Genomic DNA, 15,071 nt, shown 5'->3' with positions numbered 1-15,071 from the left:
GGTCTTTTTCTATTTCTTATTTCTCAATAGGCTCATCAAATAAATCTGTAAACTTGGCGACGTTCTCGTAACTGAATTCGAACGCCATACGGACTTCACCAAATCCAGGTTGATAGAAATATCCCTGAACTTCGTAACTGCCCGGGTTTTCTCTGACTTTTGTGAGATGGAAGTATCTTTGGATGAACTGGGCCATTTCCTCCAGTTTCTTATTCCGTACCTTGATCCATTGGTCTCTTAATTCTTCTGTTGGAAAGTCAGATTCTTTTAACATTTGCTCACTCCTCTAAGGAAATCAAAGCTATGAAACTGTTTGTTACCATTATACTATAAAAGCTCACAGTGATTTTCAACTACTATCCCAAAAATATGACTCTCTCCTTAACCTCTAAAAGCTTATGAGCATGTGAACTAGATTATTAGTCGTTTTTGAGTGAGTATCATTTTGAGGGGAGTTTTGAAAATACACTTTACCTTTACGTAACGTTACCCTTTATAGTGGGGTTTGAAAAGGGGGATTCCTTTATGAAGATTACCGAAGTAGCGAAGAAATTAGAAACAACGCCAAGAACGATACGCTTTTATGAAGAAAAAGGATTGATTTCACCTGAAAAAGCAAGCAATGGGTATCGTATGTATACAAACGAAGATGTAAGAGGATTGCGTACCATTTTGGCTTTGAGGGAGGTCGGTCTGTCGATGGCCGAGATAAAAAAAGCAATGACGGAGAATGATGACTTTACGGATTATTTACATACTCAGCGTTCACTCCTTTATGAGGAAATGCTCCAGATCAGAGACATGGTGACAACGGTAGACCGTATGATCGAGAAAAGTGGGGAAACAGGTGAGGAGGAACATATGATGGATATGGCACGTGAGTTAAAGGGATTGAAAGAAAAGCGAACCATCTGGCGCGATCGTTGGAATTTTGATGATCAAGCGAAAGATTACGATAACAACATTAAAACAACGGGTTATCATTTCAATGTTCATAAAGATTATGATGAGGCTCTTAAGAAGCTCCATGCATGGGTGGATGCATCACACGGGGAGAGAGGTGTAGATATCGGAGCAGGTACAGGAAACTTAACGGGACTATTTTTGCGGCAGGGCATTCCTATGATTGCTGTTGATCAGTCGAAAGAGATGTTGAAGGTGTGTACCGAGAAACACCCTCAAACCCAAACACGCCTCGGGCATTTCCTTTCTCTGCCCTTACACGATAAAGCGGCGGATTTCGTTGTCTCCAGCTATGCGCTTCATCATTTAACGGATGAGGATAAGGAGCTTGCCCTTGCAGAAATCGATAGAGTTATAGGGAATAGTGGGCGAGTGGTGATCGCAGACTTAATGTTCAAAGATGCTTCAAATCGAGAGGACGTTCTCCGCACCTATCAAGAATCAGGAAACGAAGAAGCGGTGGAGGCGATTAAAGATGAGTACTATGCGGATCGTTCACGCTTGATCAGATGGTGGGAAAATCACGGATATGATGTGAAAGCCTATCAGTTCAATCCGATTCTCCACCTGCTCTATGCTCAAAAGAAGGAAAGGAGGGCATCTAATGAATGACTACATTCAAACCATGCGCCAAATGATCGGCAACGAAACATTGCTGACTGTCGGCTGTGGTGCAATGATTGAAGATGCCAATGGCCGTATTCTCCTGCAAAAGCGTTCTGATCATGGAATGTGGGGCATTCCGGGAGGGCTTCTTGAAATTGGAGAGACCTTCGACTCGGCGGTCAAACGGGAAGTGAAGGAAGAAACCGGGCTAGACTTGAAGGCAATGGAGTTATACGGCATTTATTCAGGTGAAAATGGTTTTGCTACCTATGCGAACGGAGACAGAGTATTCAGTGTGCAGATCGTCTTTCGCAGCATCTTTTATGAAGGAACATTAACGACGAATCACGAGAGTAAGAGGCAGGCTTTCTTTCATGCAGAGGAGATACATGAAAGTCTTCTCAACCCTCATCAGGCGCCGTTTATTCGCGATTGGATGAAAGGTACAAGTCCCCCGGTGATTCGCTGATGAAATCCTTTTCTTTCTTTCCACAAATTTTCCACATTTGTAAGAAAGACAAAATATTCCTTGAAAAAGCCTTGGCATGACAGTGTTCTGTAGATGTTTAGTGTAGGTGGGAAGGTGTGACCACCGATATGGGTGTGTTTACAGACGGTGGTTCCGTGTTACAATGGCTAACACAACGATGAATAAAGGAGTAATGACATTGAATAAGAAATGGTTATTAAGTTTACTATTTGTAGCGTTCGTTTCTTTACTTGCTGCCTGCGGTAACGATGAAGGCGCTTCTGATGATAAGGAAAAAGAGAAAGAAAAAGAAGAGAAAACCGAACAAGCAGAATCCGGTGAACAACCTGAAGCACCTGAGCCGGATCTTGAAGGTGTTCCGGAAGTAGTCGCTAGTGTAAATGGTACTGAAATTAAAAAAGAAGAATTTGAAACGACTTATAAAGGACAGTTCCAACAAGCAGCGATGCAGTCTCAAATGACAGGGCAGGAACTTGATCAGGATCAACTGAAGAAACAAGTAGCAGAAAGCTTGGTAGGACAAGAGCTGTTGATGCAGGAAGCGAACAATCGTGAATTCACAGCTTCTGAAAAAGAAGTAAACCAGACACTTGAGGAGTTGGCTAAGCAACAGCAAGTTGGTTCCGCTGACGAATTCCTTGCTGCGCTTGAAGAACAGGGAATGAGTGAGAAGGAAGTAAGGTCTCAAATTCAGACTCAAGTTAAAATTGATAAGCTTATTGCTGAGGAAGCTGGAGATGTAAAACCTTCAGAGGAAGAAATCAAAGAAGCTTATGACAAAATGAAAGAACAGCAAGAGAGCATGGATACGGAACAAGAAGTACCATCTTATGAAGAAGCAAAACCAACGATCGAACAGCAGCTGACTCGTCAAAAAGAAGGACAAGCTACTCAAAAACTTGTCGATAATCTTCGCGAAGAAGCAGACGTTACAGTTAATCTATAAAACTAAACAAAAAAACCAGACCCTGCAGGGTCTGGTTTTTTTGATGAATTTAATTTGGATACTGGATGAAATTGTAAGACCTGGTCACCCATAAAATGGGTGACCAGGTCTTACATATTCTTACATATTCTTACATATTCTTACATATTCTTACATATTCTTACATATCACGTTCGTTATATAAACATGGATACGAAGATGGCTGTGATGAAACTTGCTAGTGTTCCTCCGACGATAGCTTTTAGTCCCAGTTTGGCGACTTGGGATTGTTTGTTTGGGGCTAGAGAACCTAGACCGACAATTAATTGACCGATGGATGAGAGGTTAGCAAAGTTACATAGGGCGACAGACATGATGGCGACTGTCTTTGGTGATAATTGATCAACCATCTCTGTCAAATTGCCATAAGCGATGAATTCATTCGCTGCAAGTTTCGTTCCAATTATTGAAGCAGCCTGGAAGGCATCTGATATAGGAATTCCGATGAGAATAGCGAATGGGTAAAATAAGAATCCGAAAATAGTCGATAGATCCGTGTTGACGAAACCTAACAGCCCGTTGACCAGGGCGATCATACTGATGAAAGCAATCAATAGTCCACCGATATTTAACGCAAGCTTCACTCCGCTTACGGCACCATCAGAAATAGCTTCAAATACATTGGCGTGACCAGATTCAGCCATCTGTATTTCCTCATTCAGTTCAGATGTTTCCACTTCAGGCTCAAGCAGCTTGGCTACCACCAGGGACACGAATGGTACGCTGAAAATAGAGATTAATAGATACTTCAAATCTATACCCATTCCTACATAACCGACCAGGATGGCTCCACTTGCTGAGGCAGTTCCTCCGACCATAATCGCAAAGGTTTCAGAACGAGTCATTCGTGCTAAGTATGGCTTAACGAGTAAAGGTGCCTCTGCCACACCGAGAAATGTATTTCCGACAGCACTGAAGGACTCAACTTTGGATGTTTTTAGCAACTTTCCAATGATTGTTCCTAAGAATTTCACAATCAAAGGGAGCAGGCGGATGTGATAAAGAGCAGAAATCAGGGCAGATATAAAAATTAGTGCGCCTAAAACGTTGATGGCAAACAAAAAGTTGATATCTGTTTGAGCAAATAACGGACCAAATACAAATTCAATCCCTGCAGAGCTGTAATCAATCACGCTTTGAATAAAGAGGGCAGCTTTCTTTAACAGCTTTTGTCCGATCGAAACATTGAGCATAGTGTACACAAATATACCCTCCAAAGCTAAACCGACAAGAATGGTGTGCCATTTTACCATTTTCCGGTTGCTGCTGAGCAGCCAAGCTAAAGAAACGATGACAAATAACGAGAGTAGTCCTGTAAGAATGTTCATGATGTGTTCCTCCTTGGAATAGTTTACGGATTCCTTCTTGTGGAGGTAGGATGTCTGACAACCTAATGTGAATAAAAAACCTCTTTCCATAGTAAAAAGGAAAGAGGTAGAACAGGTCATAAAAAACGGCCTGAAATTATCTTTCCTTATAGTCCGGCCATTTACGGTAGCCAGGTAGAGACTTGTGGACCATATTTCCACATTTATATAAGGAATCCGTATGAAGTTGATAGTTTGAAAGTCTAGCAGATGAAAAAGAATGTGACAAGACATTGGTGTAATGTTGTAAAATACGGAATATTCTAACTGGTCATAGAAGACTCTATAAAATAAAAGCTTATGTGCGAGGGTGATTTCTCTAAACAATGGTTTTTTCAAGATCGTTTGTTCCGGCAACGGAAGGTAGAGTTTTCATATTTCTTCTAAGGGAAAAGGATGTAGTGTACAATAGATGCTACTGACATTTCGTTTGTACGATTTAAACTTGTAAAAATGTAAAACCTGAACAAGGAGAGGGACGCTTATCTTCTACCCTCTTGTTTAAAATTTGTGTCCATCATTCAAGGAGGAATCGCCCCGTGATCATTGCGATCATCTTTTTGCTGTTCGTGTCGCTTTTCTTCTCAGGAAGTGAAACGGCTCTTACGGCAGCTAACAAAATGAAGCTCCAATCGAGAGCTAAGAAAGACGATAAAAAAGCAGGTAAGTTACTAGATTTACTCTCACACCCCAGCGAATTCATCACTACTATTTTAATTGGGAATAATATCGCTAATATTCTGTTGCCGACACTTGTGACAACACTAGCCATTCAATATGGTTTCAGTGTGGGGGTGGCTTCTGCCATCTTGACGGTAATCATTATTATTTTTTCAGAGGTCATTCCGAAATCGGTGGCCGCTGCTTTTCCGGATCGCATTGCTTTGACTGTTTACCCAGTCATTCGTTTTTTTGTGATTCTTTTCAAACCTATTACTATTGTCCTGAACAGGTTAACAGGATTTATAACGAATGCATTATCGAAAGGACAGGCAAGTGAATCTTCTATTTCAAAAGAAGAGCTTCGTACCATGGTGGACATTGCGGACTCCGAGGGGACGTTCAATGAAGCAGAATCCCATCGCATCAAAGGTGTGCTTGATTTTTATAATTTAAACGTAAAAGATGTGTTGAAAACACCACGGGTTGATATGATTGCCATTGATAAGGAAGCTACTTTCGAAGAAGTCCGTGATATGGTCGTCCAACATCCATTCACCCGGTATCCTGTCTATGGGGAGGATATGGATGATATCATCGGTGTTTTCCACTCAAAGTATTTGATTTCGTGGGCGATGGAACCGGAAAAACCATTTATGGATTATACGTATAAAGATCCGCTGGTCGTCTATGAGTTCCATAAGATTGAATGGGTGTTTAGGAAAATGACGAAAGAGAAGAAGCACATGGCCATTGTTTTGGATGAGTATGGGGGGACCGAGGGTGTTCTTACCCATGAAGATGTTATTGAAGCAATGATCGGCTTGGAAATCGAAGATGAAATGGATGTAGAGAGAGATTCAATCATAGATAAAATTTCAGAAACCGAATTGATTTGTGATGGGAAAATTACCTTGCGTCGTCTGAATTCTATTTTTGATACAGAAATCCCGGAAGAGGAAGATGTCCTTGCGGGTTATCTGATCAAAGAATTCAATGATTTCCCTGACGAAGGGGATGTATTGGAACAAGCGAATCTAACGTTCAAAGTGTTGGAGATTGAAGGGCGTATGGTGCGGAAAGTACAGATCATTAAGTGATTTTAGGAATGAAAAATAGGAAAGACCCGGTCGATATCGCATAGGACCGGGTCTTTTGACGTTTATTCTCTTATAGGTGCATCGAGTTCGTGGTCTTTCACTTCGGCCTGTGGCAGCAGGATCCTTTCAAAATCGAAAGCATTCAGTTCAACATCGTCTCTCACTTTGTTCGGTAAGTCTGGATTAGCAAGTGCTCCAGTACCTATGGATACTAAATCGGCTTGGCCTGAGTCTAGAAGGCTTTCGGCACGTTCTTTCTCTTGGAGCTGCCCGTTAGCGATGACTGTGATACCGCCATAAGTCTTAGCTGCACCGGCAAGCGTCTTGGATCCTTCACCGAAGGAAGGGGCTGTCGCATCGCCATCTGTGACGTGGATGTAATCCAGTCCCATCTTTCCTAATGCACCGAAGATCTGTTTCGCTTCTTTTTCACCACCGGCCCATTTGTGAGTTTGGTCGGCGACTTTACCTTGAGAGATACGGATTCCGATGATGAAGTCTTCTCCAACTTCTGCTAGGATTTCATCAACGACTTCCAACACAAAACGCAGGCGGTTTTCAACCGATCCCCCGTACTCATCCTCACGTTTATTCAAGTAATCCGTTATAAATTGATCCAGAAGATAGCCGTTGGCTCCGTGAATTTCCACTCCATCAAAACCAGCTTCTTTAGCACGGCGGGCACTATCGACAAAACTCATTTTCACCTCATCAAAATCCTGGTCATCCATCGCTCTAGGAGTTTGGAAAGGACCAGACCCTCCATAGAACCCTAGCTGCTCCCCTTTTGGAGCGATTGCAGAAGGAGCGATGGTTTCATTCGTGTACGCATTGCCCTGGCTTTGTCCGCCGGCATGCATCAACTGGGCGATGATGATCGAACCTTCGTCCTGCACGGCTTTCACTACAGGTTTCCAAGCGTCTGCTTGAATATCAGTCGTAAGGCCTGGCTGGTTGTTATAGCCTTGACTGAAGCTTTGGTCTGTATAGATGCCTTCCGTAATGATGGCACCAAATCCACCTTTGGCAAAACGCTGGTAATATTTTTTCATGCGGTCGTTCGCCCGGCCGTCCGCTTCGGCACTAATTCTAGTCATCGGCGCTACGACATATCGGTTGTCTAATTTTTTGCTGTCTAGTTTATAGGAATCAAATAACAAGGAACATCCACCTTTCTTCTGATCATTATTTTAAAGGTTACTTGATTTTTATCTCAGCTTCAAAATAAATGCTCAGCTTCACCCTATTCAGGTACTCCGTCCTATGAATTTTAAATAAAATACTAGCCGCCTGGCTATCGCATAAATTTACTTTCGCGTTACAAGCTAATAGCAGTGAATTTATAAAGGGAAGGGGAGAACCCATGTCGCGGATGGAGAGCAAAGAACGCTTTCTTACTGATAATTTGGATCAGAATGTCGAGCTTATTCAACAAGGTTTTTATCACACAGAAGACTTAGTCGTGGAAACCGTTGTTTTTGGGCATAAAAAGGCTCAACTCCTTTACATTGATTCACTTGTTGCCAAGGATAAGGTAATGGATTATATCATCCGCCCGCTCAAATTAAGTAAAGAAAAAAATGCCCTTGAATCCCTTCAAGTGTCTGAGGATAAGCAGACGACTACGGTTCACACACTAGTTTCTGAACTTTTAAGTGGAAGCTGTGCCTTATTATTAGATGGGGAAGAAAAGGCCATTTTAGCTGCTGTACCTGTGGAGGAAAAACGTGCGATCAAAGAACCTGACTCTGAGCACATCATTAGCGGCCCGCACGATGGATTCGGAGAATCGGTAACTACAAATATGATGCTTTTGAGGAAAAGGATCAAAGCTCCTTCTTTTAAAATGAAAAAGTATGTCTTTGGCCATTTGACTGATACAAATGTTGCGCTCATGTACATTGACGAGGTCATTGATCAGAAGGTTCTACATCATATTGAAGAAAAATTAAACAGCGTTGACCTTCAAGAATTGCAGACCTCGACAGGTCTGTTGGAAGTAATTCAGGATAACAAGCATTCTCCGTTTCCTCAGGCCTTAAGCACAGAAAGGCCGGATCGTGCTGCTTCTTATTTGCTTGAGGGAAAAGCCGTTCTAATTGTCGATGGCACACCGGAAGTGCTGGTTTTGCCGACGACCTTCTTTGCTTTCTATCAATCGGTTGATGACTACACGATGCATTGGATCGTCGGGTCGTTCTTCAGGATTCTCCGGTTAATTTCGTTTTTGATTGCCGTGACGCTTCCAGCTATGTATATCGCTATCGTTAGTTTTCATCCGGAAATTTTACCGCTTGGGCTGTTGTACAGTATTCGAACGTCTATTGAATATGTGCCTTTTCCACCAATATTGGAAGCATTTCTGATGCAGATTATTTTGGAGGTTTTAAAAGAAGCGGCTATTCGTCTGCCTTCACCCATTGCGCAGACAATCGGGATCGTTGGAGGTCTTGTTATCGGAACAGCTGTAGTGGAAGCGGGCCTCGTATCGAATACGATGATCGTTATCATCGGCCTTACAGCCATCGCCTCTTTTGCCGCTCCGTTTAACCAGATGGCTGTTATCTCCCGGCTGCTCGGTTTTGTTTCAATGATTGCGGCCTTTTTGTTCGGTTTATTTGGAATCGCAATCATTTTAATGGCGATCCTCATTCACTTGTGCAAACTGGAATCGTTTGGAGAACCTTATTTCGCCCCTTTAGCTCCATTAAGAACAAATGAAATGGGGGACTTTATTCTTCGTAAATCAAATAAAAACGGGGCATCTTCAAGCAAGGAGGGAGTTCAATGATTAATGGGCGGTTGCTCTCAAAACTTCAGATTTATTTGATGATCATTCAAGCACAGTTGGGAATAGGTCTTCTTTCGCTGCCCAATTTATTGGAGAAGGAAGTGGAACAAAATGCCTGGATGCCCGTCCTTGTTGCTGGTGTGCTTGTTCAACTTACATTGATTATCTATTGGCTGTTAATCAAACGGTTTCCAGGCACGTCCTATCATGAAATTCCCGTGCTTATTACAGGTCCGTATATTGGAAAAGCCATCAATACAATCAACTATATGGGCTTTTTAATCATTGGGACGTATTCTATGATCCTTCTGGTGAATTTGGTAAATAACTGGCTGCTCCCTTTCACACCTGTATGGGCCATCGCCTTATTGATCATTGCACTCAGTATGTATTTAGTCGTTCAGGACTACCCGGTCGTTGCTCGTTATTTAGTTGTACTATCTGTGGTGCTCATACCAGTCTTTATCTTTTTGCTGCTTATTCTATTTCAAAACCCTCTTGAAATGCGTAATTTGATGCCGGTTGGAGAATCAGGATTTATTAAGGTTATCAAAAGTTCTGAAGTGGACTTGTTCGCGGTATTAGGATTTGAACTGATGTTATTTATCGGGCCGTATGTACATATGAAACATTCAAAACTATTACGAACGGTATCACTCTCCAACGCTACGATCACACTGATTTACTTTGTTGTCATTGTTCTTTGTGTGATGGTTTTCAGCGCGGATGTCCTGAAGCAGATAAGGGAGCCTGTCCTTTATTTGATGCGTTCTCTATCATTTCGAACTGTTGACCGTATCGATCTACTGTTTGTATTTATGTGGCTCAGTCCGATGACGGCATCAGTGATTATTTATTTACTGATGGGCAGTAAAAGTCTTGCGAACGAAGGGAAGCCCTTCCAACGGATCGTTTTTATAAGCGGGGGGATCATTTATCTATTGGTTGTCTCAGCTTCATATGATGAACAAGCTTTTCAACTGTATGAACAAATCTTGAAATACACCATATATGCTGTTGTATTCTTTCTTCCTTCCTTGCTCACTCTCTTATCCTATCTGTTGAAAAAGAAGAAGGTGAACACATGAGAAAAGGGATGCTTCTCTTATTATCTTTATTGTTGCTTGCCGGCTGCTGGGACGAGGAAAATTTAAGCGACCGGCGCCTCATTAACGGCATCAGCTTTGACCTTTCTGAAGAAGACCCAAACCTTATTAAGGGAGGCATACGTGCCCTTAACATTCAATCTCAGGGCGGAGGGAGAATCGAAGTGAAAGATGAGTTGTTAACGACGGTAGGACCGACAACAGGAGAACTTGGGCATGAGATTAAGAATTATGTGCCTGGACGTCTGGATGTTACGAAAACATTCATCATTTTTTTAGGCGATGAGCTCTCGAAAGAAGGAATCAGTCCATTACTGGAGACGTTTTATCGCGGTAACCTCGGGTACTTGCCTGCGAAAGTGGTCGTAGTGAAAGGGGAAGCATTAGAAGTTCTAAGTATTAATAATGACGAGAGTCCAATTGCGTTTCGTGTATTGAACGGTGTTCGTTCAGCAGAAAAGAACACACTCCTTCCAAAAGTAACCTTGTTCACGCTATGGAATACAATGGGTGATGAAAGAATTGACCCTGTCCTCCCCCTCGTTGAAAAAGAGGACGGCATGCCAAAGATCATCGGTTTAGCTCTTTTTGATCAAGACAAATACACAGGGAGGGATTTGGACACTAAGCAGACTACCCTTTTAATGCTTATGCGAGATGATCTAGGTTTTACAGCAGATGTTTTTATTCCATATGAGAAAAATCCCCAAAAGACGTATCGGTTATCCATCATGGGCCTAGAGAGAGAACTAAATACTAAACTCTCCAAAGACGGGACGTTTACGAGCACTATTGATCTTAAGATCAAAACAGAGATTAACGGGAATCCACTTAGAGATTCAGACCTCAATGGTATGGAAGGACAAGCAGACGAAGTGTTGACAAAAAGAATGGAGGAAATCATAAAAATCCTTCAGGAAGTCCATAGTGACCCTTTAGGAATCGGGATGGAAATAGCGTCGAAGTACCCGAAGGAATGGAAACGTCTTGACTGGGAGAAAGAGTATAAAGAGATGGAAATCAAGTTGACTGTAGTAGTGGAAATTGAAAAGACCGGAGGATTGCTTTAAATGAAAAAAGTCCTGTGTGACAGAAACTCACACAGGATTTTTGTTTAAGCAAATTGCTTCAAAGCGCGGTACATTTCCTCACCCTCATCATTCAATACATGACCATTCCCATGACAACGACCACATTCCGTGCTGTAACTCGTTTCTTCAACTGCCATTTTCCATGCCGTCTTTTCACTCGCATGATTGACACGGCTGTAGTGGTCCATGATCATATTCGCTTTGCTGTCATCATATTCCTTATAGGCTCCGGTTCCATGGCAAAGGGGACAGACGTTGTAAAGATGACTCACCGTTTTTGTATTCAAAAAGAACACATCCTTTTGATTTGATATAGTTAAATTATGATTGATTTTATGGAATATTCAGACTAATTGCAATAGGTTTTGGACAAATAAAAAAGAAAAAAAGTCATTCGTTCACAGATTTGTGAAAAATGCCTACTGTTATTAAGAAAATATATATTCCAGAATCATAGGAATGAGAGAAGCGAAAGGTCATCCGATTTGAGGATGACCTTTCGCGCCAAAGAGCGGTCGAGTCGCGCCAAAGAGCGGTCGAGTCGCGCCAAAGAGCGGTCGAGTCGCGCCAAAGAGCGGTCGAGTCGCGCCAAAGAGCGGTCGAGTCGCGCCAAAGAGCGGTCGAGTACCAAAAAAGCCACCGGGATGATCCCGGTGGCGACTGCCTTACATTCTATTATTTACCGATAAACATTTGTGTCCAGTAGTTTCCGTCTTCGGCATGACCTACACCAATGTGAGTGAAGTCAGGGTTCATGATGTTTTCACGGTGACCTTGACTGTTCATCCAGCCTTGGACAACTTCTTCTGGAGTTGTTTGTCCCATGGCGATGTTCTCACCAGCTGTACGGTAGTCAATGCCGTAAGACTTCATCATGTCAAATGGAGAACCGTAATTCGGGCTGTTGTGAGAGAAATAGTTGTTTTGCTGCATATCAAGAGACTTGTCTTTTGCAACTGCACTTAGTTCAGTGTCTAGTTTCAGTGGAGCTAGTCCTTGTTTTTCACGTTCTTGGTTCGTCAACTCTACGACTTGTTTTTCAAATGCAGATACTTCAGATGTTGCCTCTTCTTGTGTGTTTTCTTCTTTTTGTACTTCTTCTTCAGCAGGCTGCTCTGGTGCAGGAGCTGGTTCAGCTTCCGGTTTTGGAGCAGGTGCTTCTTGTTTAGGTTCTTCTTTTTCAGGTGTTTCTGCTTTTGGCTCTTCTTGTTTAGGCTCTTCTTGTTTCGGTTGTTCTGCTGGTGCTTGTTGATATTTTTGCGAGAACTGATCAAAGAAAGATTGGAAATCTACCTGTTGAAGATTGTTATTCTTCAAAGCTTCTTCATTTTCAGTGATCCAGTTGTTCAATTGACCGGAATCTATTTGAATCGTTTTTGTTTCTACTTGTACGTTTTGCTGTACTTCACCTGTTGATGCAAGGGAAGTGGCTGGTGATGCTAGTAAGGATAGAGCGAGCGCTCCTGTTACAATCAATGATTTTTTCATCATGTTGAAAATTCCTCCTTGAAACCTTTGTTTTTTGGAACGACTCCATCGTACCACTGAACTTTTGTAACATAGGAGGATGATATTTCCATAAGTTAATAAGAGAAGATTGTTAGATTCGAAAGTGAACATTTCTCCCTTTAATCTCAGGGATTTTTGAAAAAACTTTTTAAGCTCTAATTTGGAATAAAAATCCTTCAGATAGATATTTTACTAGTTTACCTGGGTTGACAGACTTTTGAGAAAGGTCTGTTTTTTACGAGTATGACAGCAGTTTTACAAAGATTAGTATGGGATTAAAGCCTTCAGGAGAGGATAGACTCCTTTTGCAATACGTGGTCAAGGAAGACCTTGTTTTTCTTATGAACACTTCCTCGATATGAATATGTTCAAAAATCCTTGTTGCTGTATAAATGGTGCCGAGCATCAAAAGTAAGGAAGAAACGATATTCTCTTTGCTAAGCATGAGGGTGCTGGAATATACATTCGTCAGGATATATGTATAGAAAAGTAGAAATAGACTGATAGCCAAGCTTAAGAATAGATGCATTTGCACATTTTTTTGCTGAAGGGGATCCGCTTTTAACTTCTTGTTTCCGATAAAGCTCATGGTCAGGAAAGTGAGGAAAAAGAAAACGGTAAAAATTAGAATGTTTTTTCCAAAGAGAAAAAAAGAGTGGCTGGTAAAAGGGATAGATTTTTGAAACATCATTGCAAGGGTGGGAATCCATGTCAGGATAAATCCACACAGGAGGGCAAGGGTGAACGAGAGACTTACTTCATTGAGTTTTTGTTTCCATTGCCCTCGTGTCACAAACATGATCAATTTCATCAGTGTGATACAGCTGAGGGTACTTACGATTAGAAACAGTAGTTGGGCGCCCATGTATTCTCACTCCTTTTTATGGATCTTTAGAACTATTATAATCGCATTATTTAGAATGTTCTACAAAAAGACTTATTTTTACCACAGAACGTCCGTTGTGATATAGTGAAGAAAAGAGGGAGGCGGATGTTGATGAACCCAATGACCATTCATGTCAAGCAGCAGAAGAAAGAGTTAGTGCTCGTTCCATCCCGTATAGTCTTTTATGAGCAGATGCAGCTGGTTGAAACGTTCAATGATCAATCCGAATGTTACATGCTTTTCTTCTATAAACAAAAATATCTTACAGCCGTCCGGACAACACGGCTAAAGCTCAAATCTTATGTGGCCCGTGCTTTCAAGGAAGGTACGGTTTATGACTCCCCGCATCCATTTTTACAAGCTTTGATTGAAATGAATTCTCCTCTTCATAAAATCAGCTATCCTCAGCTGAAAAAGAAAATCGTACGGCCATATTCCAGACAGGAACAGGCGAAAATCCTCACCTTTTTTGAATCATTCATTCCTAAGAAACAATTATTCCAAGATATGAAATCTCTCTTTTATCAATACCGTCGTGAAGGGAACATGTCCGGAGCTTATCGTGTAATCCGGGTGATGCGTGACTTTGCACCGAATAATCGATTCGTGAAAGAAATGGCCAACGACCTCGCTTATCGAGACTTTGCGGACCTATACTTAGAACAATCGCACACGCTTATGGAGCGCGACCTTCTGTTTAAGGAAACGTGTGCATCATTTGAAGACCATCAACGTCTATTAAAAGAAGAAAATCGATGGATTGAAGCGTCTTCTCATCTCTTATCTCATTTTTACAACCAACCGACCCCGGAAAACTACCAATTGTATCGAGCCTCTCTGTCCAGGCATTTTGATTGCGATAGCCGAACCTTCTTACTTGAGCAAGTGTCTCAAACAATTCCATCCTTTCCATTAGTAACAGAAGATCTTTTCCAGCACTATCTAGTAAATGAAAATATAAGTGCAGTGGCGCGTCTATATACAGAACGGGAGCTCATGCTGAATGAGGAACAATTCAAACAGGTGAAGGCCTTACTCGAACAAAATCGTTTTCATGAGAACCCTGAGAACCTTCTCCCTTTTATGAGACGGATCACAGCTCAGAACCCGGAACATACCAGGGAGCTGTTGGATGCATTCGTTATAAGATTGCTTGAAACGATGGAGCTTGAACATGTCCATGCCGCCCTGCAGTCGTTTTCGAAGAAGAGTTCGCTTATAAGAAAAGTGGAACGGATGAACGAAATTAGGGAAGACCTGGATTGTATGCAGGAGCTCGGAGAACTGTACTATGGATTCCATCAGCTTGAGAAATCCATCGAATGCTTTCAAATGGAAATGGAACTGAAACCGAGTACACCCGAGCCGCTCAGGTGGCTTTCAAAAGTGTATGCAGATAAACAAATGATGGATGAATCGAAGGCTTATCAGCAATTGTGTGTCGATGTACAAAAGTGGGCATGAAAAGAGGAAAAATCCCTATCCAACTTAGTTGGGTAGGGATTTTTTTTCTTAAG

General features: G+C 41.8%; 13 protein-coding genes and 1 riboswitch. Of the genes, 8 read left to right on the top strand and 5 right to left on the bottom strand.

Features of this window, described 5'->3' with window-relative positions:
- Nucleotides 1-16 precede the first annotated feature (16 nt).
- Nucleotides 17-274 (bottom strand): hypothetical protein, encoded by a 258-nt coding sequence (locus tag LC065_RS01350; RefSeq protein WP_160914068.1) that lies wholly within the window; start codon nt 272-274, stop codon nt 17-19.
- 251 nt (nt 275-525) lie between these two features.
- Between LC065_RS01350 and LC065_RS01345 the strand changes: the two genes are divergently transcribed.
- The 3 genes from LC065_RS01345 to LC065_RS01335 all read left to right on the top strand — a co-directional run bounded on the left by LC065_RS01345 (nt 526) and on the right by LC065_RS01335 (nt 3,005).
- Nucleotides 526-1,575 (top strand): MerR family transcriptional regulator, encoded by a 1,050-nt coding sequence (locus LC065_RS01345; protein ID WP_226593926.1) that lies wholly within the window; start codon nt 526-528, stop codon nt 1,573-1,575.
- The gene (locus tag LC065_RS01340) at nt 1,568-2,038 is read left to right on the top strand and encodes an NUDIX hydrolase (protein ID WP_226593928.1); all 471 of its coding nucleotides are present in this window, start codon (nt 1,568-1,570) and stop codon (nt 2,036-2,038) included. The genes LC065_RS01345 and LC065_RS01340 overlap by 8 nt, the downstream gene beginning before the upstream one ends.
- A gap of 193 nt (nt 2,039-2,231) precedes the next feature.
- The gene (locus tag LC065_RS01335; RefSeq protein ID WP_226594130.1) at nt 2,232-3,005 is read left to right on the top strand and encodes a SurA N-terminal domain-containing protein; all 774 of its coding nucleotides are present in this window, start codon (nt 2,232-2,234) and stop codon (nt 3,003-3,005) included.
- Nucleotides 3,006-3,181: 176 nt separating this feature from the next.
- Here the strand turns inward: LC065_RS01335 and LC065_RS01330 are convergent, their stop codons facing one another.
- Nucleotides 3,182-4,372, bottom strand: coding sequence for a NupC/NupG family nucleoside CNT transporter (locus tag LC065_RS01330; protein WP_226593930.1), 1,191 nt, complete (start codon nt 4,370-4,372; stop codon nt 3,182-3,184).
- Between the two features lie 129 nt (nt 4,373-4,501).
- Nucleotides 4,502-4,603, bottom strand: a riboswitch (purine riboswitch).
- 347 nt (nt 4,604-4,950) lie between these two features.
- On the opposite strand from LC065_RS01330, the gene LC065_RS01325 reads away from it, so the two are divergent.
- Nucleotides 4,951-6,171: a hemolysin family protein gene (locus tag LC065_RS01325; protein ID WP_226593932.1), complete on the top strand. Its 1,221-nt coding sequence runs from the start codon at nt 4,951-4,953 to the stop codon at nt 6,169-6,171.
- 62 nt (nt 6,172-6,233) lie between these two features.
- Here the strand turns inward: LC065_RS01325 and LC065_RS01320 are convergent, their stop codons facing one another.
- A complete protein-coding gene (locus LC065_RS01320; RefSeq protein WP_226593933.1) occupies nt 6,234-7,331 on the bottom strand; it encodes an NADH:flavin oxidoreductase in 1,098 nt (365 codons plus the stop codon).
- Nucleotides 7,332-7,534: 203 nt separating this feature from the next.
- Between LC065_RS01320 and LC065_RS01315 the strand changes: the two genes are divergently transcribed.
- Genes LC065_RS01315 through LC065_RS01305 form a run of 3 tightly spaced genes read left to right on the top strand, consistent with a single transcriptional unit; the run spans nt 7,535 to nt 11,138 of the window.
- Nucleotides 7,535-8,962 carry a spore germination protein gene (locus LC065_RS01315; protein ID WP_226593934.1) on the top strand — a complete coding sequence of 476 codons (1,428 nt, stop codon included), beginning with the start codon at nt 7,535-7,537 and terminating at the stop codon, nt 8,960-8,962.
- Complete coding sequence (locus LC065_RS01310) at nt 8,959-10,050, top strand: GerAB/ArcD/ProY family transporter (RefSeq protein WP_226593935.1); 1,092 nt, start codon at nt 8,959-8,961, stop codon at nt 10,048-10,050. Before LC065_RS01315 ends, LC065_RS01310 begins: the two co-directional genes overlap by 4 nt.
- Nucleotides 10,047-11,138 (top strand): Ger(x)C family spore germination protein, encoded by a 1,092-nt coding sequence (locus LC065_RS01305; protein ID WP_306163689.1) that lies wholly within the window; start codon nt 10,047-10,049, stop codon nt 11,136-11,138. The genes LC065_RS01310 and LC065_RS01305 overlap by 4 nt, the downstream gene beginning before the upstream one ends.
- Before the next feature lie 44 nt (nt 11,139-11,182).
- Here the strand turns inward: LC065_RS01305 and LC065_RS01300 are convergent, their stop codons facing one another.
- Together LC065_RS01300 and LC065_RS01295 are read right to left on the bottom strand one after the other, a co-directional pair.
- On the bottom strand, nt 11,183-11,455 hold the full coding sequence (locus LC065_RS01300) for a hypothetical protein (RefSeq protein WP_226593937.1): 273 nt from the start codon (nt 11,453-11,455) through the stop codon (nt 11,183-11,185).
- A gap of 379 nt (nt 11,456-11,834) precedes the next feature.
- On the bottom strand, nt 11,835-12,650 hold the full coding sequence (locus LC065_RS01295; protein ID WP_226593938.1) for a CAP domain-containing protein: 816 nt from the start codon (nt 12,648-12,650) through the stop codon (nt 11,835-11,837).
- 1,009 nt (nt 12,651-13,659) lie between these two features.
- On the opposite strand from LC065_RS01295, the gene LC065_RS01290 reads away from it, so the two are divergent.
- Nucleotides 13,660-15,018 (top strand): hypothetical protein, encoded by a 1,359-nt coding sequence (locus tag LC065_RS01290; RefSeq protein ID WP_226593939.1) that lies wholly within the window; start codon nt 13,660-13,662, stop codon nt 15,016-15,018.
- Nucleotides 15,019-15,071: the final 53 nt, after the last annotated feature.

Source organism: Halobacillus litoralis (assembly GCF_020524085.2).
Classification (GTDB): Bacteria; Bacillota; Bacilli; order Bacillales; family Halobacillaceae; genus Halobacillus; species Halobacillus litoralis_E.
The sequence above is the reverse complement of the archived record's forward strand: the minus strand, read 5'-3'. Positions and strand labels throughout refer to the sequence as shown.